General features: G+C 68.9%; 14 protein-coding genes. 11 read left to right on the top strand and 3 right to left on the bottom strand.

What is annotated here, in order from left to right; all coding sequences use genetic code 11:
• Positions 1-303: 303 nt before the first annotated feature.
• Positions 304-1,863, bottom strand: a complete 1,560-nt coding sequence (locus ACWF99_RS33800; protein WP_452538383.1) for an FAD-dependent oxidoreductase — start codon at positions 1,861-1,863, stop codon at positions 304-306.
• Positions 1,863-2,471, bottom strand: a complete 609-nt coding sequence (locus ACWF99_RS33795) for a TetR/AcrR family transcriptional regulator (RefSeq protein ID WP_378639422.1) — start codon at positions 2,469-2,471, stop codon at positions 1,863-1,865. The genes ACWF99_RS33800 and ACWF99_RS33795 overlap by 1 nt, the downstream gene beginning before the upstream one ends.
• Positions 2,472-2,667: 196 nt before the next feature.
• Here ACWF99_RS33795 and ACWF99_RS33790 point away from each other — a divergent pair, with 196 nt between their 5' ends.
• Together ACWF99_RS33790 and ACWF99_RS33785 are read left to right on the top strand one after the other, a co-directional pair.
• A complete protein-coding gene (locus ACWF99_RS33790) occupies positions 2,668-4,296 on the top strand; it encodes an FAD-binding oxidoreductase (protein WP_378639419.1) in 1,629 nt (542 codons plus the stop codon).
• Complete coding sequence (locus ACWF99_RS33785; protein WP_452538382.1) at positions 4,293-5,240, top strand: YegS/Rv2252/BmrU family lipid kinase; 948 nt, start codon at positions 4,293-4,295, stop codon at positions 5,238-5,240. Before ACWF99_RS33790 ends, ACWF99_RS33785 begins: the two co-directional genes overlap by 4 nt.
• Here ACWF99_RS33785 and ACWF99_RS33780 read toward each other — a convergent pair whose 3' ends face one another.
• Positions 5,241-5,933 (bottom strand): AAA family ATPase, encoded by a 693-nt coding sequence (locus ACWF99_RS33780; protein ID WP_452538381.1) that lies wholly within the window; start codon positions 5,931-5,933, stop codon positions 5,241-5,243. It abuts the gene before it with no gap.
• Between the two features lie 299 nt (positions 5,934-6,232).
• Here ACWF99_RS33780 and ACWF99_RS33775 point away from each other — a divergent pair, with 299 nt between their 5' ends.
• The 9 genes from ACWF99_RS33775 (at position 6,233) to proB (ending at position 18,636) form a co-directional block, all read left to right on the top strand.
• On the top strand, positions 6,233-8,911 hold the full coding sequence (locus ACWF99_RS33775) for a valine--tRNA ligase (RefSeq protein WP_452538380.1): 2,679 nt from the start codon (positions 6,233-6,235) through the stop codon (positions 8,909-8,911).
• Between the two features lie 107 nt (positions 8,912-9,018).
• Positions 9,019-10,389 carry a bifunctional tetrahydrofolate synthase/dihydrofolate synthase gene (gene folC, locus ACWF99_RS33770; protein WP_452538384.1) on the top strand — a complete coding sequence of 457 codons (1,371 nt, stop codon included), beginning with the start codon at positions 9,019-9,021 and terminating at the stop codon, positions 10,387-10,389.
• A 56-nt stretch (positions 10,390-10,445) separates the two neighbouring features.
• Positions 10,446-10,787 (top strand): DUF4233 domain-containing protein, encoded by a 342-nt coding sequence (locus ACWF99_RS33765; RefSeq protein ID WP_378639429.1) that lies wholly within the window; start codon positions 10,446-10,448, stop codon positions 10,785-10,787.
• A gap of 52 nt (positions 10,788-10,839) precedes the next feature.
• Positions 10,840-11,256 carry a nucleoside-diphosphate kinase gene (gene ndk, locus ACWF99_RS33760; protein WP_266298471.1) on the top strand — a complete coding sequence of 139 codons (417 nt, stop codon included), beginning with the start codon at positions 10,840-10,842 and terminating at the stop codon, positions 11,254-11,256.
• A gap of 532 nt (positions 11,257-11,788) precedes the next feature.
• The gene (locus ACWF99_RS33755; protein ID WP_452538379.1) at positions 11,789-14,965 is read left to right on the top strand and encodes a translation initiation factor IF-2 N-terminal domain-containing protein; all 3,177 of its coding nucleotides are present in this window, start codon (positions 11,789-11,791) and stop codon (positions 14,963-14,965) included.
• Between the two features lie 261 nt (positions 14,966-15,226).
• Positions 15,227-15,538: a 50S ribosomal protein L21 gene (gene rplU / locus ACWF99_RS33750; RefSeq protein ID WP_067456085.1), complete on the top strand. Its 312-nt coding sequence runs from the start codon at positions 15,227-15,229 to the stop codon at positions 15,536-15,538.
• Positions 15,539-15,562: 24 nt separating this feature from the next.
• A complete protein-coding gene (gene rpmA, locus ACWF99_RS33745) occupies positions 15,563-15,829 on the top strand; it encodes a 50S ribosomal protein L27 (protein WP_056821498.1) in 267 nt (88 codons plus the stop codon).
• 122 nt (positions 15,830-15,951) lie between these two features.
• Complete coding sequence (gene obgE, locus ACWF99_RS33740; RefSeq protein ID WP_062985264.1) at positions 15,952-17,415, top strand: GTPase ObgE; 1,464 nt, start codon at positions 15,952-15,954, stop codon at positions 17,413-17,415.
• A 105-nt stretch (positions 17,416-17,520) separates the two neighbouring features.
• Positions 17,521-18,636 carry a glutamate 5-kinase gene (proB, locus tag ACWF99_RS33735; protein WP_378639404.1) on the top strand — a complete coding sequence of 372 codons (1,116 nt, stop codon included), beginning with the start codon at positions 17,521-17,523 and terminating at the stop codon, positions 18,634-18,636.
• Positions 18,637-18,802 lie beyond the last annotated feature (166 nt).

Raw genomic sequence — 18,802 nt, 5'->3', positions numbered from 1 at the left:
GAATCGCTCCTTCGTCGCATCTCCGCGGCGCCTGACCGGCGGCCCGGCCGCGGACCGGCCACTTCGTGGCCGTCCCTCCCTAGGGGTCGGGAGTGCGGTGGTTGGGTTGGGTGGGTTGTTGAAGACGGGGACAGGCTGGGTGTGCGCGCGGGGGTTGTTGAAGCGGGGGACGGGCTCGGTGTGCGCGCGGGGGTTGTTGAAGCGGGGGACGGGCTCGGTGTGCGCGCGGTGAGTTGTCGGAGAGGGCGATGGGGCTGGGTAGACCGTGTCGTCGGGAGTGCGGTCGGGGCACGTCTCGGTTGATCAGGTGGTGATGGCGGTGTGTCTGGCGAAGGCGGCTTCGGCGGCGGGGACGGCGGCTTCGCGGTCGGTGGGGACCAGGCCGATGCGGGTGCGGCGATCCAACAGGTCGTCGACGGTGAGGGCGGCCTCGTGGGTGATGGCGAAGTCGAATTCGGCTGCGGTGACGTCGATTCCGGGGGCGACCGGTTCGGCGAGGGCGGGATCGGCCAGCCAGGCGGACACGATCTGGCTCGCCTCGCTGCCGTAGCGCTCGATGAGGACCGGGGGCGCGTCGATCCGGTCGCGGGCGGCACCGGCGACCGCGCCGACCAGGGGGATCCGGGTGGTGCGGCACGGGGCGGCCGTGAGCGCGGACTGGGCGACCGCGGCGTCGACGGCGTCCTGGGCCATCTGGCGGTAGGTGGTGAGCTTGCCGCCGACGACCGTGATCAGGCCGTCGGGAGCGGTGAGGACCGCGTGTTCGCGGGAGATGTCGGCGGTGCTGTCGTCGGCGGTCTTCAGCAGCGGGCGCAGGCCGGCGAAACGGCCCCGGATATCGGCGCGGGTCAGCGGTTCGCGCAGCGCGGTGTTGATGGTGTCGAGCAGGAAGTCGATCTCGGCCTCGGTGGGCTGTGGCTCGTCGGGGATCGGGCCCGGCGCGTCCTCGTCGGTGAGACCGAGGTAGACGCGGCCGTGTGCGGCGGGCAGTGCGAAGACGAACCGGCTGATGCTGCCCGGTACCGGCACCGTCAGCGCGGCGCTGAGGCCACCGAACGCCGCGGCGTCGAAGACGAGGTGGGTACCGCGGCTGGGCCGCAGTTCGATGCTGTGGTCCACTTCGCCCGCCCAGACGCCGGTCGCGTTCACGACCGCCCGTGCTCGGACCGCCAAGGTGTCGCCGGTGAGAGTGTCACGCAGCTGGACCGAATCACCCTTCGCGGCAACGGCCTCCATGCGTGTGAGTACCGCCGCGCCGTGCGCGGCCGCCGTGCGAGCCAGCGCGACGACCAAGCGGGCGTCGTCGACGAGTTGACCGTCCCAGGCCTGCAATCCACCGCGCAGCCCGTCGCGCCGCACGGTCGGGGCCAAGCGCAGGGCCTCGGCGGCGGCCACCCGGCGCGAGCGCGGCAACGTGTCGACCGAGGTGTGCGCGGCGATCCGGAGCGCGTCACCGGCGGCGAAGCCCGCGCGGATGAGTGAGCTCTGGCCCAGCTTGATGCCGGGCAGCAAAGGAACGAGCTGGGGGAGTGGGCGCACCAGATGTGGTGCGGTGGTGCGCAGCAGGATGCCGCGTTCGACCGCGCTCTCGTGCGCGATCCCGACCCGTCCGCTCGCCAGATACCGCAGCCCCCCGTGCACCAGCTTCGAACTCCAGCGGCTGGTGCCGAAGGCGAAGTCGTTGCGCTCCACCAGGATTGTGCGCAGTCCGCGCGCGGCGGCGTCGAGGGCGACGCCGGTTCCGGTCACACCGGCGCCGATCACCACCACGTCGACCTCGGGGTTCTCGCCCAGTGCGGTGAGGTCGGTGGCGCGGCGCGCCGCGTTCAGGGTGGCGCCGGAAGCGGGGAAGTCAGCAGGCATCAGGAGTCCTTATCGGGTAGCGGGAGCAGGTAACCCTCGATAGCCCTGGACAATTCGGCGTCGAACTCCGCACCGGCCAGCAACGACTCCACCGTGCCCGCCGACTGCACCGCCGACTGGGTGATGAGCAGCAGCATTGTGGCCATGTGCTCGGCATCACCCGCCCGGATCGACCCGTCTCGGTGCCCGAGCTCGATCACGGTCGCGAACAGCCCGATCAGCGTGCGCTGATTGCGGCCGAGCCGGCCGAACACATAGGTGAGCATCAGGTCGGTGTCGGTGCGGAAGATCTTGGCGAACACCGCGTTCGACCGAATCGCCGCCGAGCCCGTCACGATGCCGTGGACCAGCCGATCCCGGCCGAGGCCGGTGTCGGGCATGGTCTCGGCGACGATCGTGCGCAGTTCACGCACCAGCAGCTCGGCGATCAGCGATCCGGTGTCGGGCCAGCGGCGGTAGACCGTCGGCCTGCTCACCCCGGCCCGCCGCGCCACCTCGGTGAGCGTGGTTCGGCGAACACCGAAGTCGACGACGCAGGCCCGCGTGGCATCGAGAATCGCCACGTCGGTGGGCGAAAGCTGGTCAGCGTGGGTCGCGAGATCGATCATCGTGCTTCACCGCCGGTGTGTTCGGTGGCGCCGGGACAGCAGCGCCGTGGTCGGGCTGGAACCGCCCAAGGGTATCGAGCGGACCAGCGGGGTTGCCGTCGCGAAGGGTCGGTAGTGACATCCGACAGCGGTACGGATGTCGACTCTGGGACATATCGTTGGTTACTGCTTGACACTATATGTCATTATGTAACGCATGGTCGAGACGCAACACGAACAAACCGGGTCCGCCACCGTGGCACCGAGCATGGTGTGGGACGCCTGGGGCGTAGCCGCCGGTCATCAGCCGCTGTCGGCGCAGATCCGTGGCCTGCTCGCGCAGGTGTTCGGGATCTCGGGCGAGCCGGTCGTGCGCCGCGACGAGAACGATGTGCCGCTGATCCCCACCACGCTCACGGACGCCGATCGGGCGGGCCTGGCGGCGATCGTCGGTGACGAACATCTCACTACCGCCGATCTCGACCGGCTGCGGCACGCGGGCGGCAAGAGCACCCCCGACCTGCTGCGCCGACGCGCGAACACACCGCAGGACGCCCCCGACGCCGTCGTCTTCCCCGCCGATCACCCGCAGGTCCTCGCGCTGCTGGAGTACTGCGCCGGACACGGTGTCGCCGTCGTGCCGTTCGGTGGCGGAACCAGCGTGGTCGGTGGTGTCGATCCCGTACGCGGGCAGTTCGGCACCGTGATCGCGCTCGATCTGCGCAGGCTCGACACACTCACCGCGGTGGATCCGGCCAGCGGCACCGCCACCCTCGGCGCCGGGCTCACCGGCCCGCAGGCCGAGGAGTTGCTCGGTGCGCACGGACTTTCGCTCGGGCACTTTCCGCAGAGTTTCGAATTCGCCAGCATCGGCGGGTTCGCCGCGACCAGGTCGTCGGGTCAGGCGTCGGCGGGCTACGGCCGGTTCGACGACATGGTCGAGCGCTTGGTGATCGCCACACCGCAGGGCACCCTCGACCTCGGTCGCGCTCCCGCCTCGGCGGCCGGACCCGACCTGCGCGAGTTGTTCGTCGGATCCGAAGGCGCGCTCGGCATCATCACCTCGGTCACCTTGCGGGTGCACCCCGTGCCGGAAACCGTGGGTTACCAAGCCTGGTCGTTCCCCGACTTCGCCACCGGCGCCGCCGCGCTGCGCAGTGTGGTGCAGGCCGGCGCCGCGCCGACGGTGATGCGGCTGTCCGACGAGGCCGAAACGGGTCTGAATCTGGCTCGCTCCGCCGACGTCGGCGGCAATCCGGTATCGGGCTGTCTCGCCATCACCACCTTCGAAGGCAGCCGGGCCCATGTCGCGGCCCGATCGGCCGAGGCGAGCGAGCTGCTCGCCGCCGCGGGCGGCACCGCACTCGGCGAGGCGCCCGCCCAGCAGTGGGAGCACGGCCGGTTCGCCGCGCCCTACATGCGCGACGCGCTACTCGATGTCGGCGTGCTGTGCGAGACGCTCGAAACCGCCACCAGCTGGGCCAATCTGGCGAACCTCAAGGTGAAGGTCACCGGCGCGCTGATGGACGCGCTCGGTGCGCAGGGCACCCCCGCGCTGGTCATGTGCCACATCTCGCACACCTATCCGACCGGGGCGTCGCTGTACTTCACCGTCGTCGCCAAGCAACTCGACGATCCGATCGCGCAGTGGCGCATCGCCAAATCCGCCGCGAGCGACGCGATGGTCGCCGCGGGCGGCACCATCACCCACCACCACGCCGTGGGCGCCGACCACCGGCCGTGGATGGGCGCCGAAATCGGTGACCTGGGGGTTCGGGTGTTGCGTGCGGTGAAGCGCGAACTCGACCCCACCGGAGTGCTCAACCCTGGGAAGCTGGTGCCGTGAGCGAACATTCGATGCGGCGCGTCGTCGTTGTCACGAACCCGCATTCCGGGTCGGGCCGGGGCGACGACGTCGCCGAGGCGGTGCTGGCCGAACTGCGGGCGCGCGGTGTCGAGGTGGTCGAGGTGCGAGCCCCGAGCGCGGACGAGTCGGTGACACAGGTCAGGACGCTCGTCGCCGGCGAGGACCGGCCGGATGCGGTGATCTGCGTCGGCGGTGACGGGCTGATGAACGTGCTGCTGGCCGCTGTCGCACACAGCGGGGTGCCGCTCGGGCTGGTGCCCGCGGGTACCGGCAACGACCTGGCGCGCGAATTCGGGATACCGACCGGTGACCCCCGGGCCGCCGTCGAGATCGTGCTGGGCGGTCGAGCCCGGACCATCGATCTGGGGCGGATCGAATCGGCGGACGCCGCACCCACCTGGTTCGCGACTGTGGTCGGCACCGGCTTCGACGCGCGAGTCACCCTGCGCGCCAACAAGATGCGCTACCCCCGTGGTCCGCTGCGCTACACCGCTGCCGCGATCGTCGAGCTGATGCGTGGCTACACCCTGCCGTTCCGGATCGAGCTGTCCGGCCTCGCGCCCGGAGCGCTCGACAATCCGGCCGACTCCCACGTGGTGATCCTGACCGACGCGGTGATGGCGCCGATCGGCAACACCCGCACCTACGGCGGCGGCATGCTGGTGTGTCCGGAAGCACTCGCCGATGACGGGTACCTCGACATCACGGTGGTCGGCGCGGTGTCGCGGCTGGAGATGGCGCGGCTGCTGCCCGCGCTGTCGGCGGGCAAACGGATCGACCACCCGGCGACCAAGCGTTACCGGGCCCGCCGGATCACCGTCGGTGCCGAGGGCGGATACGCCACGGCCGATGGTGAGCCCGCGGGGATGTTGCCGGTGACGGTGCAGGCGATGCCGGGCGCGTTGAGCGTGCTGGTGCCCTGATCAAGCCGGGTCGAAGGCGATCCGGGACACCGCGTGCAGCGTCGGACGATCGATGATCACCACCGAGGTCGAGGACAGCGGTTGCGGGTCCTGCGCGAGGGTGGTGCCGCGGGCTCCGAGGGAGTCCAGCATCGTTTCCCAGCGCCGGCAGTGTCCCGTGAAGGCCAGGCTGTTGACGCTTCTGCCTCGACTGATCTGACCCGATCTGGCCTGCTCCGCGGGCACATCGATGAGCACCATGTGTAGTTCGCGGCGGCCCTGCGCGGTCCAGCGGGCGATCAGGCGACGGCTCCAGCGGAAGGTCGCGCAGTCGTGGATGGCGACCGGTCCGTCGCTGTCGCGGACCGCGTCGCGGATCGCGCGGTAGTGCGCGAGGTGGACCAGTGGGCGCCACAGCGAATACGGCGCCCAGCCCAAGCGGTGACGCAGGCGATTGCGGGTGTGATTCGAGTCGAGGACGAGGGCGCCGGACGCGGTCCGCACCGGCTGCTCGGCATCGGGTCCCGAGCCGAAGAAGCGGTGGAGCGCGGTGGACTTTCCCGCGCCGGGGACACCGGCGAAGACCAGAACGGTGCTGCTCGGGTAGCGCAGTTCTTCGACCGCGCTCGCGCGCAGGTCCAGCAGGGCGATCGGGGTGATGATCCTCGGTGCCGACGCGGGAACGGGAGACGAGGAATCGAGCGGGGGCGTCACCCTCTCCAGGGTCCGGTAAAACGGACAAAACGGCAATCGGGGGTTGCCCGGATATTTCGGCTGGAGGCTTGGGAGACAACGGTTTCCGCGTGTCGTCGTGGCGCGTCACAAGCCTTGCTGACCAGCGCCGGGTAGAAGCTGAGAATTCCATATGGATTCTGCTGAGTGGGGTCGATCGCCGGTAGTATCAGAGCTGTAGACGGAGTCTTCGGTGTCCCTCATCCACCGAAGATTCCGTCTTTTTTTGTGCTCGGGTAGGCGGGGAAAAAGCTCGTTGCCGCTCCCCTTAGGATTGGGACGTGACCAGCGCAGCCCCTGACAACTCGCGTAATCGTGCCGATGCCCTGCCCAAGAGCTGGAACCCCGGCGAGGTAGAGGCCGACCTGTACGAGGGCTGGGTCAACGCCGGGTACTTCGCCGCCGACGCCGCCTCGGACAAGCCGCCGTACTCGATCGTGCTGCCGCCGCCCAACGTCACCGGCACTCTGCACATGGGCCACGCGCTCGACCACACGATCATGGACCTGCTCACCCGCCGCAAGCGGATGCAGGGCTACGAGGTGCTGTGGCTGCCGGGCATGGACCACGCCGGTATCGCCACGCAGACGGTGGTGGAGAAGCAGCTCGCCGTGGACGGGAAGTCCAAAGAAGACTTCGGACGTGAGCTGTTCATCGACAAGGTGTGGGACTGGAAGCGCGAGTCCGGCGGGCAGATCCAGGGGCAGATGCGTCGCCTCGGCGACGGCGTCGACTGGAGCCGCGACCGCTTCACCATGGACGACGGTCTCTCGCGCGCCGTGCAGACGATCTTCAAGCGGCTCTACGACTCGGGTCTGATCTACCGCGCCGAGCGCCTGGTGAACTGGTCGCCGGTGCTGCAGACCGGCATCTCCGACCTCGAGGTCGACCACAAGGAGGTCGACGGCGAGCTCGTGAGCATGCGGTTCGGCTCACTGAACGACGACGAACCGCACGTGATCGTCGCCACCACCCGCGTCGAGACGATGCTGGGTGACACCGCCGTCGCGGTCCACCCGGACGACGAGCGGTACAAGGCGCTGATCGGCACCACGCTGTATCACCCGATCACCGGCCGTCAGATCCCGATCGTCGCCGACGACTACGTCGACCCCGAATTCGGTTCCGGCGCAGTGAAGATCACCCCGGCCCACGACCCCAACGACTTCGAACTCGGCCTGCGCCACGGCCTGCCGATGCCGACGATCATGGACAAGACCGGCCGGATCGCCGACAGCGGAACCGAATTCGACGGCATGGACCGCTTCGAGGCCCGCGTGAAGATCCGCGAGCGTCTCGAGGCCGAAGGTCGCATCGTCGGTCGCAAGTTCCCCTACAAGCATCAGGTCGGTCACTCGGAGCGCTCCGGCGAGCCCATCGAGCCGCGCCTGTCGATGCAGTGGTGGGTCAAGGTCGACACACTGGCCAAGGCCGCGGGCGACGCCGTGCGCGAAGGCGACGTGAAGATCCACCCGGCCAGCCAGGAACCGCGATGGTTCGACTGGGTCGACAACATGCACGACTGGTGCATCTCGCGGCAGCTGTGGTGGGGCCACCGCATCCCGATCTGGTACGGCCCCGAAGGTGAGGTCGTGTGCCTGGGCCCCGGCGAGGAAGCGCCCGAGGGCTGGGTGCAGGACCCCGACGTGCTCGACACCTGGTTCTCCTCGGGTCTGTGGCCGTTCTCCACGATGGGCTGGCCCGACTCGACTCCGGAGCTGTCGAAGTTCTATCCGACCAGCGTCCTCGTCACCGGGTACGACATCCTGTTCTTCTGGGTGGCCCGGATGATGATGTTCGGCATGTACGTGAGCGACGATCCGGTGCTCGCCGCGGGTAAGGGCGGCCAGAAGCAGGTCCCGTTCGAAGACGTGTTCCTGCACGGCCTGATCCGCGATCAGCACGGCAAGAAGATGTCGAAGTCGCGCGGCAACGGCATCGACCCGCTCGACTGGATCAACTCCTACGGCGCCGACGCGCTGCGCTTCACCCTGGCCCGCGGCGCCCAGCCCGGCGGCGATCTGTCCGTCGGCGACGCGCACGCGCTGGCCTCGCGCAGCTTCGTCACCAAGCTGTTCAACGCCACCAAGTTCGCCCTGATGAACGGTGCGCGCACCGGTGAGCTGCCCCCGCGCGAGACCCTCACCGACGCCGACCGCTGGATCGTCGACCGGCTCGACGCGGTCCGCGCCGAGGTCGACACCGCCTTCGACGCCTACGAATTCGGCAAGGCCTGCGAGGCGCTCTATCACTTCGCGTGGGACGAGCTGTGCGACTGGTACCTGGAGCTGTCCAAGGTGCAGTTCGCCGAATCCGACGCGCGCGCCGAGAGCACCGCGGTGGTGCTCGGCAGTGTGCTCGACGCGGTGCTGCGCCTGCTGCACCCGGTGATCCCGTTCGTCACCGAGACCCTGTGGAAGGCGCTCACCGGTGGCGAATCGGTGGTGATCGCCGCGTGGCCCCAGGCCAGTGGCGTCGCGACCGACGAACTCGCCGCGCAGCGAGTGGCCGATACGCAGCGGTTGATCACCGAGATCCGCCGGTTCCGCGGCGATCAGGGCCTGGCCGACAAGCAGAAGGTGAAGGCCACTCTCGTCGGGATCGAAGAGGTCGGGCTCGGCGGGTTCGCCGACTCGGTGGCCAACCTGGCCCGGCTCACCGAACCGGGCGAGGACTTCGCCACCACCGCCGAGGTGGAGGTGCGGCTGTCCGGCGGCACCGTCACCGTGCAGCTCGACACCTCCGGCGCGATCGACCTCGACGCCGAGCGTCGCCGGCTGGAGAAGGATCTCGCGGCCGCGCAGAAGGACCTCGACACCACCACGGCCAAGCTCGGCAACGAGGCCTTCCTGGCCAAGGCGCCGCAGCCGGTCGTCGACAAGATCACCGGTCGACGTGATGTGGCCGCGGCCGAAGTCACGCGCATCGGCGCCCGTCTGGCGGAGCTGAGCGCCAAGTGAGCGACATGGGCCCCGGTGACCTCGACCCCGAAGACGCCGACTTCGGTGGCAGCGACTACAGCGCGGCCCAGCTCAGCACCGGGCCGTCGCCGGTCGACCTCGCCGAGATGGCGCTGGTCGAGGCCGAGCTCGACAAGCGCTGGCCCGAAACCAAGATCGAGCCCTCGCTCACCAGGATCGCCACCCTGATGGATCTGCTGGGCAACCCGCAGAACAACTATCCGGCGATTCATGTCGCGGGCACCAATGGCAAGACCTCGGTGACCCGGATGATCGACGCCCTGCTCACCGCCCTGCATCGGCGCACCGGCCGGATCACCAGCCCGCACCTGCAGCTGGCGACCGAGCGGATCAGCATCGACAACGCCCCGATCTCCCCGGCCGGCTATGTGGCGACCTACCACGAGCTCGCGCCCTATATCGGCATGATCGACCAGCGTTCCGCCGAATCCGACGGCCCGGCGATGAGCAAGTTCGAGGTGCTCACCGGCATGGCCTACGCCGCGTTCGCCGAGGCGCCGGTCGACGTGGCCGTCGTGGAAACCGGGATGGGTGGCACCTGGGACGCCACCAATGTGATCCACGCGCAGGTCGCGGTGATCACCCCGATCGGCCTCGACCACACCGAGTACCTCGGTCCGGATCTCGAGTCGATCGCCAAGGAGAAGGCCGGGATCATCAAGCGCGCACCTGAGGCGCTGATCCCGACCGACACCGTCGCGGTGATCGCCGAGCAGGAGCCCGAGGTGATGGACGTGCTGCTGCGCCGGGCCGTCGCCGAAGACGCCGCGGTGGCCCGCGAGGGTGCGGAGTTCCGGGTGCTGGAACGGGGCGTCGCCGTCGGTGGACAGCTGCTGACCCTCCAGGGGCTCGGCGGTGTCTACGACGAGATCTTCCTGCCGCTGCACGGCGAGCACCAGGCCCGCAACGCGGCGCTGGCGCTGGCCGCGGTGGAGGCGTTCTTCGGGGCGGGCGCGGATCGTCAGCTCGATATCGAGGCCGTGCGCGCCGGTTTCGCGACGGTGGCCAGCCCGGGGCGGATGGAACGGATGCGCAACGCGCCGACCATCTTCGTCGACGCCGCCCACAACCCGGCGGGTGCGCAGGCGCTGGCCGCGACGCTCACCGGCGAGTTCGACTTCCGCAAGCTGGTCGGGGTGGTCGCGGTGCTCGCCGACAAGGACGTGGCCGGGATCCTCGACGCGCTCGAACCGGTCTTCGACGAAATCGTCGTCACCAGCAACGGCTCCCCGCGGGCCATGGACGTGGACTCGCTGGCCGACCTGGCCGTGCAGCGGTTCGGCGATGAACGCGTGATCACCGCCGAGACCCTGCCCGACGCGCTGGAGTCGGCGATCGCGCTGGCCGAGCAGGCGGGCGACGAGGGCGACGTGATCTCCGGTGCAGGCGTGGTGGTCACCGGATCGGTCGTCACCGCGGGCGCGGCACGCGCCCTGTTCGGAAAGGCTCCGGCGTGAGTAAAGAAGAAGTGCCTCCTCCCGCCAACGATCCGTGGAAGGGTCTGCGCGGCGTCATGGCGGGGACGTTGATCCTCGAGGCGATCGTGGTGTTGCTGGCTTTGCCGGTGGTCGCCGACGTGGGCGGCGGTGTCACGTTGTTCTCCGGAACCTATCTCGTGGTGCTCTCGCTGCTGATGATCCTGGGCGCGGGTGTACAGCGGAAGCCGTGGGCGATCCCGTTCAACCTGAGCCTGCAGGTGTTGCTGCTCGCGGGCGCCTTCATCCACCTCTCGATCGGCGTGATCGCGGTGGTGTTCATCGCGGTCTGGGCGTTCATCCTCGTCCTGCGCTCGGATGTCCAGCGCCGAATGGACGCGGGACTGCTCCCCAGCCAGCGAATGGGCACCAAGTCCTGACCGCTCGAGGGCCCGATCGGCGTGCTGACACAGCCGACGCTAGGGTTATCTCGTGACTGAGCAGACGTTGGTACTCATCAAGCCGGACGGTGTCTCCCGAGGCCTCACCGGCGAGATCCTCGCGCGCATCGAGCGCAAGGGCCTCACTTTCCAGGCGCTGGAGCTGAAGAACGTGTCCGCGGAACTCGCGGCTGAGCACTACGCCGAACATGCCGAGCGGCCCTTCTTCGGCTCGCTCATCGAATTCATCACCTCCGGCCCGGTCGTCGCGGCCGTGCTCGAAGGCCCGCGCGCGATCGCGGCGTTCCGTCAGCTCGCCGGTGGCACCGACCCGGTAGAGAAGGCCGTGCCCGGCACCATCCGCGGCGACTTCGGCCTGGAGACCCAGTTCAACCTGGTCCACGGATCCGACTCGCCCGAGTCCGCCAAGCGCGAGATCGCCCTCTGGTTCCCCGAATTTCCCGCCTGACCCGCAGCGGTCGGTAGTGCAGCAAAGGTAGAAGGACACCCGGTCAGGCGGTATCGAACTCCGCTTGGCCGGGGCGCCCTCGCTTGCCGGATCCACCGGGTGATACCACGGCCGTGAGCGGGCGGAGTTCGCGTGAGTTGCGCCGATGGCGATCCCCGCGCGAACCGTATGGGATACTGATTACGGATGTGTTCGACGCCGACCTGTCGCGCAGGTACGTGACGCGGTGTCGGACATGACCGGATGACACCGCGGTTGATGCCGATCATCGCTGCCACGGACGGCCCTGTTGCTGGGGTTGCCCGCGCAGGCACGCTGGATGAGCGCTCGAAAGCGCGGTGCCACGCCGTACAGCCAGGCGCCGTGTGACCGGTTGGCGCGCCAGACGATCGATCAAGGTGCGACCGGACACGCGGGGCGAGACCAGATGACCCTCGTACCATCGGGTACGAGGTGCACGGACGATGCCCCCGCGTCGGCCGCGTCACTCCCGTACCGGGGAAGGACGCGCCCGGGGGCCCGAGGAGACTTCGTGGCCGAAAAAGAGCCGCTGGACACAACACAACAGGATGCCGATCAATTGCCGGAGCGAATTCGAGTTCATGCACTGGCCAAACGGTTGGGAGTGACCAGCAAACGCATCCTGGCCAAACTGGCCGAGCTGGGCGCCGAGGCGCGCAGCGTTCAATCCAATGTCGACCGTTCGGTCGCCGAAACGGTGCGCGACGCGATCGCCGCCGCTGACGCCGAACCCGGCGCCCCCGACGAAGCACCAGCACCGACTACGCGCGCGAAGAAGCGCGCCGCGTCCACACCCGTCGCCGAGCAGCCGGCCGACACCTCAGCGGCGCCCGCGTCGCTGTTCTCCGCGCCGCACGTCGCGCGCACCGACGAGGTGTTCGCCGCGATGCGCGACGACGCGCACACCGATCTGTTCACCCACCGGGTGTCCGAGAACCCCGCGCAGGCCGAGCCGGTCACCTTCGAGGCGCCCGCCTCGGTGGGCATGCCGCTGTTCCTCCCGCCGGATGCCACCGCCGCCGAGGAGGCCCGCAAGCGCCGTCGCGCCGAGCGGACCCCCAAGAAGACCGAAGAGCCCGCCGCACCGCCGGTCGACGAGCAGCCCGCCGCGCCGAAGGCCGAGGAGCCCGAAGCCGAGGTCGACGACGAGTCCGCCGATCAGTCCGGTGACAACGACGCCGACGGCCAGCCGCGGCGCCGTCGCCGTGGCCGCCGTGGCCGTGGTCGCGGTCGTGGCGAGCAGTCCGCCGACGGTGAGGACAACGAGTCCGACACCGATGACGACGACACCGACGAGGCCGAGCAGCCGGCCGAGCAGGTCGGCGCCGAGGCCGAACAGGCCGAGGACACCGAATCCGAGACCGATGACGAAGACGGATCCTCCGATGGCGCGAGCCGTCGTCGCCGTCGTCGTCGCCGTCGCAAGGTCGGTGGTGAGTCCAGCGACGCCGAGGCGGCCACCGAAGACGATCCGCCGAACACCGTCGTGCACGAGCGTGAGCCCCGCAACAAGCGTCGCGAACGTTCCAGTGCGAGCAACCCCGACGAAGTGCAGGGCATCTCCGGCTCCACCCGGCTGGAAGCGAAGCGTCAGCGTCGCCGTGACGGCCGGGAAGCCGGGCGTCGTCGTCCGCCGATCCTGACCGAGTCGGAGTTCCTGGCCCGCCGCGAAGCGGTCGACCGGGTGATGGTCGTGCGCGAGAAGGCGTTCGACCCCGCCGAGCACGCGCCCGGTCACCAGACCACCACCCAGGTGGCGGTCCTCGAGGACAACATCCTCGTCGAGCACTTCGTCACCAGTTCCGGTCAGGCGTCGATGGTGGGCAACGTCTACCTCGGCAAGGTCCAGAACGTGCTGCCCAGCATGGAAGCGGCGTTCATCGACATCGGCCGCGGCCGCAACGGTGTGCTCTACGCCGGTGAGGTGAACTGGGAAGCCGCCGGTCTCGGCGGTCGCGAGCGCAAGATCGAGCAGGCGCTCAAGCCCGGCGATCAGGTGCTGGTGCAGGTGTCCAAGGACCCGGTGGGTCACAAGGGCGCCCGTCTCACCACCCAGATCTCGCTCGCGGGTCGCTTCCTGGTGTACGTGCCCGGTGGCACTTCCACCGGGATCAGCCGGAAGCTGCCCGATACCGAGCGCAAGCGGCTCAAGGAGATCCTGCGCGAGATCGTCCCGTCCGACGCCGGGGTGATCATCCGGACCGCGTCCGAGGGTGTCAGCGAGCCCGAACTGGCTCGCGACGTCGAGCGGCTGCAGGCTGCCTGGCGCACCATCGAAGAGGCCGCCGCCAAGGAGACCAACGCACCGAAGGCCCTCTACGAAGAGCCCGACATGCTGGTCAAGGTCATCCGCGACCTGTTCAACGAGGACTTCGCCAAGCTGGTCATCGAAGGTGACCGCGCGTGGAGCACCGTCGAAACCTATGTCCGCACGGTGGCGCCCGACCTGCTGCCGCGGGTCAACCGGCACGAGAACAACGGTGTCGACGTGTTCGACGCCTTCCGGATCGACGAGCAGCTGGCCAAGGCGCTCGATCGCAAGGTGTGGCTGCCCTCGGGCGGCACCCTGGTGATCGACCGCACCGAGGCGATGACCGTCGTCGACGTCAACACCGGCAAGTTCACCGGCTCGGGCTCGTCGAACCTCGAAGAGACCGTCACCAAGAACAACCTGGAAGCGGCCGAGGAGATCGTGCGCCAGATGCGGCTGCGCGATATCGGCGGCATGATCGTCGTCGACTTCATCGACATGGTCCTCGAATCCAACCGTGACCTGGTGCTCCGTCGTCTCACCGAGGCGCTCGGGCGCGACCGCACCCGCCACCAGGTGTCGGAGGTCACCTCGCTGGGCCTGGTCCAGATGACCCGCAAGAAGCTGGGTACCGGACTGGTCGAGGCGTTCTCCACCACCTGTGAGCACTGCCACGGTCGCGGCATTCTCGTGCACTCCTACCCGGTGGATTCCGGGTCCGGGGTCGAGGAACCGCGGTCGAAGGAGGGCGGTTCGCGTCGTCGTCGCGGTAAGGATCGCGACAAGCCGGCGGCCACCGCGGCGCCCGCGACCAACGGCACCGCACCGGCCGCCGAGCACGCCGAAGAGGACATCGCGGTCAAGCGGGCCCACCCGGTGGTACTCGCGATGGCAGGTCATCACGACGACGAGCACAGCGACGAGCACACCGAGGTCGTCGAGGAGGCGCCCGCCGAGCCCACCAGGTCGCGGTCGCGTTCGCGGTCGCGCCGGTCGGGTCGTGGTGCCGCCGCGGCGAATACCGAGCAGAGCACCGAGGGTCCGCTCACCGGGGTCATCTCCGGTGAGGCCGAGCCCGAGGCTGTCGAGCCCGAGGTCGAGGAAGAGGCGGTGATCTCCGCCCCGGCCGAGACCGCCGCTGTGGTCGAGCCGCCGGTCGTCGAGGCCCCGCAACCGGCTCCGGTCGCCGAGCCCGAACCGGCCGCCGCCGCCGAGGAACCCGCACCGCGGGCGCCTCGTAGGCGTCGCGTAGCCCGGTCGACGGCAGCGCCCGCACCGGACAGCGCGGGAGCCGTGTTCGTCCTGTCGGCGAACGAGCAGCCGCCCGCGGCGGCCGTCGTGGACTTCGCGGCGGAGCCCGTGGTCGTCCCGGAGCGCAAGCCGCGTCGTCGCGCCGTGGGTCGTCCCGCGGGCGCGCCGGCCGCCGAATCGAAGTAACCCGATGCTTGCGTGCGCGGATCGCTCCGCGCACGCAAGCCCTCGATTCGGCCCCTGACCGGCCGAATTGGGGGAGTGGATACCATTCTGGTAACCTAGGTCGGTCGCTGCCCAGTGATTGAGCATCCAGCCGAGCAGGCCGGGTGATACCGCAGGCAGCAAACGTTCTTCCCCCGCTCGTGCGGGGATGAGCCCAGGAATACGCGTCGCAGCTGCGCCGTGGACATGTGCAGGACCAATGTGAGTGGAGGAAGCCGACCGATGGCAGCGTACGCAATCGTCAAGACCGGCGGAAAGCAGTACAAGGTCGCGGTCGGTGACCTGGTGAAGGTCGAGAAGATCGAGGGCGCGGTCGGCACCGCCGTGGCGCTGACCCCGGTTCTCGTCGTCGACGGTACCGATCTGACCACCGACGCCGACAAGCTGGCCAAGATCTCCGTGGCCGCTGAGGTCATCGACCAGACCAAGGGCCCGAAGATCCGGATCCACAAGTTCAAGAACAAGACCGGCTACCACAAGCGCCAGGGTCACCGTCAGCCGCTGACGGTCATCAAGGTCACCGGCATCAAGTAAGAATTTTCCCGAGGAGACGAAGCAATGGCACATAAGAAGGGCGCATCCAGCTCCCGGAACGGCCGCGATTCGAACGCCCAGCGCCTCGGCGTGAAGCGTTTCGGCGGCCAGAAGGTCAGCGCGGGCGAGATCCTGGTCCGTCAGCGTGGAACTCACTTCCACCCGGGCGTGAACGTCGGCCGTGGTGGCGACGACACGCTGTTCGCCCTCGAGGCGGGCGCGGTCGAGTTCGGCACCAAGCGTGGCCGCAAGACCGTCAACATCGTCGTTCCGGAGCCGGTCCAGGCCTGACCGCCTGGAGCTTCGCTCCCCACAGACACCAGAGCGGGTCAGGGTTGATTCCCTGACCCGCTCTGTCGTGTTCTCCCTACCCCTTACCGCAAACGACTAGTCAGAAGGAGGAGGATCAACCCATGTCCAAATTCATCGACCGCGTCGTGCTGCATGTTCGTGCCGGTAGAGGTGGACACGGTTGCGCCTCGGTGCATCGTGAGAAGTTCAAGCCGCTCGGTGGGCCGGACGGCGGCAACGGCGGCAGTGGTGGCGACGTGATCCTCGAGGTCGACGCCAACGTCCACACCCTGCTCGATTTCCATTTCCACCCCAACGCCAAGGCCGGCAACGGCAAGCCGGGCGAGGGCAGCAACCGAGAGGGCAAGAACGGCGCCGATCTGGTGCTGCAGGTCCCCGACGGAACGGTCGTCGTCGATGACGACGGCAAGGTGGTCTGCGACCTCGTCGGCGCGGGCAACCGGTTCATCATCGCCCGCGGCGGCCGCGGTGGCCTCGGCAACGCCTCGCTGGCGTCCAAGGCACGCAAGGCGCCCGGTTTCGCGCTGCTCGGTGAAGAGGGCGACGAGGTCGACGTCGTACTCGAGCTGAAGTCGGTCGCCGACGTCGGACTCGTCGGCTTCCCGTCCGCGGGCAAGTCGTCGCTGGTCTCGGTGCTGTCCGCGGCCAAGCCGAAGATCGCCGATTACCCGTTCACCACGCTGGTCCCCAACTTGGGCGTCGTGCTGTCCGGTGACACGACCTTCACCATCGCCGACGTGCCCGGACTGATCCCCGGTGCCAGCGAAGGCCGCGGCCTCGGCCTGGACTTTCTGCGCCACATCGAACGCTGCGCGGTACTCGCCCACGTCGTCGACTGCGCGACCCTGGAACCCGGCCGCGACCCGGTCTCCGACGTCGATGCACTCGAGGCCGAGCTCGCTGCCTACAAGCCCGCCTTGTCAGGTGACGCCAGCCTCGGTGATCTGGCCGACCGCCCGCGCGTGGTCATCCTCAACAAGACCGACGTGCCCGATGCGGCCGAGCTGGCCGAAATGGTGTCCGCTGAGTTCGCCGAGCGTGGCTGGCCGGTGTTCGAGATCTCCGCTGTGAGCCGCGCGGGCCTGCGCCCGTTGACGTTCGCGCTGGCTGACATGGTTCGTCAGTATCGCGAGGATCACCCCAAGGCCGCGCCCAAGCGCACCATCATCCGCCCGATCGCGACCGACGAGACCGGTTTCAGCGTCATCGCCGACCCGGAGGAGGCGGGTGGTTTCATCGTGCGCGGCACGCGCCCCGAGCGCTGGATTCGCCAGACCGACTTCAACAACGACGAGGCCGTCGGCTACCTGGCCGACCGGTTGGCCCGCCTCGGCGTCGAAGCCGAGCTGGTCAAACAGGGTGCGCAGCCGGGCTGCCCGGTCACCATCGCCGGTGTGACCTTCGAATGGGAGCCGATGATCTCGGCGGGTGTCGACATGCAGCCGACCGGCCGCGGAACCGACCTCCGGCTCGAGACCAACGATCGTATCGGTGCGGCCGAGCGCAAGCTCGCCTCACAGGCGCGGCGTGGTCTGCTCGACGAAAACGGCGAACGCAAAGAGTGAGGTGGGTCGCGCCCGGCGAAAATCGCTGTCGGGCGCGGCCATTGGATCGGCATACTGCGATGGTTGACGAGGTAGCTCGGTGATCGTGGTGCAGGGAGTTGAACGATGCAGGTGGGTTCGGAGCTGAGTCAGGGACGCGCGGCGATCGTGTCGGCGCGCACCGTGGTGGTGAAGATCGGCTCGTCGGCGTTGACCAGCCTCGAAGGTGGCCTCGACACCGCCCGCCTCGATCTGCTGGCCGACGCGGTCGAGGCGCGGATGCGGGCCGGTTCGGACGTGGTGGTCGTGTCCTCGGGCGCGATCGGCGCGGGACTCGCTCCGCTCGGTCTGTCGAAACGGCCCAAGGACCTCGCGACCAAGCAGGCCGCGGCCAGCGTCGGACAGCTGGCTCTCGCCCACGCATGGGGCACGTCGTTTGCCCGCTATGACCGCACCGTCGGCCAGATCCTGCTCTCCGCCGACGATTTCGCCCGCCGTGAGCATCACCGCAACGCCCAGCGCACGCTGGACCGGTTGCGTTCGCTCGGCGCGATCGCGGTGGTGAACGAGAACGACACGGTCGCCACCGAGGAGATCCGCTTCGGCGACAACGACCGGCTCGCCGCCCTGGTGGCGCATCTGGTGGGTGCTGACGCTCTGATCCTGCTGTCGGACGTGGCCGGTCTCTACGATGGTGATCCGCGCAAGGGCGCCGCCAATTTCATTCCCGAGGTGCGCAGCAGCGCCGACCTCGACGGCGTCATCGCGGGTAGCGGTGGTGCGCTCGGGACCGGTGGCATGGCCTCCAAGCTCTCCGCTGCCCGTCTCGCGGCTGACGCGGGCATTCCCGTTCTGCTGGCCTCTGCCGCTGATGCATCGGTCGCCCTCACCGGTGGCACTGTGGGCACGGCGTTCGCTGCTCGGCCGATCCGGCTCTCCGGTCGTAAGTTCTGGGTTCGTCATGCCGCTGATCCGCGGGGTGCGGTTCTGCTCGATGCGGGGGCGGTTGATGCGGTGGCTCAGCGGCACTCGTTGTTGGCGGCGGGGATCACCGGTATTCGTGGCCGGTTCTTCGGGGGGGACGTGGTCGATCTGGTCAGTCCTGATGACGAGGTTGTCGCTCGGGGGGTTATCGAATACGACAGTGGTGAGCTCGTCTCGATGCTCGGCCGGTCTACGACTGATCTTCCGGACACTATGCAGCGTCCGGTGATTCATGCGGACGATCTGGTCAAGGTCTGAACGGAGACTTCGTTCGGGCCGGCCATGTGGTCGGTGGTTGCGGGCCGCAAACTGATGGCCTGGGTTTGGGTAGTCCCAGAACGGTGCACGCTGTGTTTATTGGCGCGCTGGCGCGCGCGTGTCCGCGGCCCTGAGGGGCCGCCGGTCAGGCACCGGTGCTTGCTCC

It is taken from the genome of Nocardia sp. NPDC055002 (assembly GCF_053608825.1).
This window is presented reverse-complemented; position numbering and strand designations above follow the sequence as displayed.

Excerpts from the sequence above, each read along its gene's own strand:
- ACWF99_RS33800 (WP_452538383.1), bottom strand. The coding sequence starts at position 1,863 with ATGCCTGCTGACTTCCCCGCTTCCGGCGCCACCCTGAACGCGGCGCGC.
- ACWF99_RS33795 (WP_378639422.1), bottom strand. The coding sequence starts at position 2,471 with ATGATCGATCTCGCGACCCACGCTGACCAGCTTTCGCCCACCGACGTG.
- ACWF99_RS33790 (WP_378639419.1), top strand. The coding sequence starts at position 2,668 with ATGGTCGAGACGCAACACGAACAAACCGGGTCCGCCACCGTGGCACCG.
- folC (WP_452538384.1), top strand. The coding sequence starts at position 9,019 with ATGGCGCTGGTCGAGGCCGAGCTCGACAAGCGCTGGCCCGAAACCAAG.
- ACWF99_RS33765 (WP_378639429.1), top strand. The coding sequence starts at position 10,446 with ATGGCGGGGACGTTGATCCTCGAGGCGATCGTGGTGTTGCTGGCTTTG.
- rplU (WP_067456085.1), top strand. The coding sequence starts at position 15,227 with ATGGCAGCGTACGCAATCGTCAAGACCGGCGGAAAGCAGTACAAGGTC.
- rpmA (WP_056821498.1), top strand. The coding sequence starts at position 15,563 with ATGGCACATAAGAAGGGCGCATCCAGCTCCCGGAACGGCCGCGATTCG.
- obgE (WP_062985264.1), top strand. The coding sequence starts at position 15,952 with ATGTCCAAATTCATCGACCGCGTCGTGCTGCATGTTCGTGCCGGTAGA.
- proB (WP_378639404.1), top strand. The coding sequence starts at position 17,521 with ATGCAGGTGGGTTCGGAGCTGAGTCAGGGACGCGCGGCGATCGTGTCG.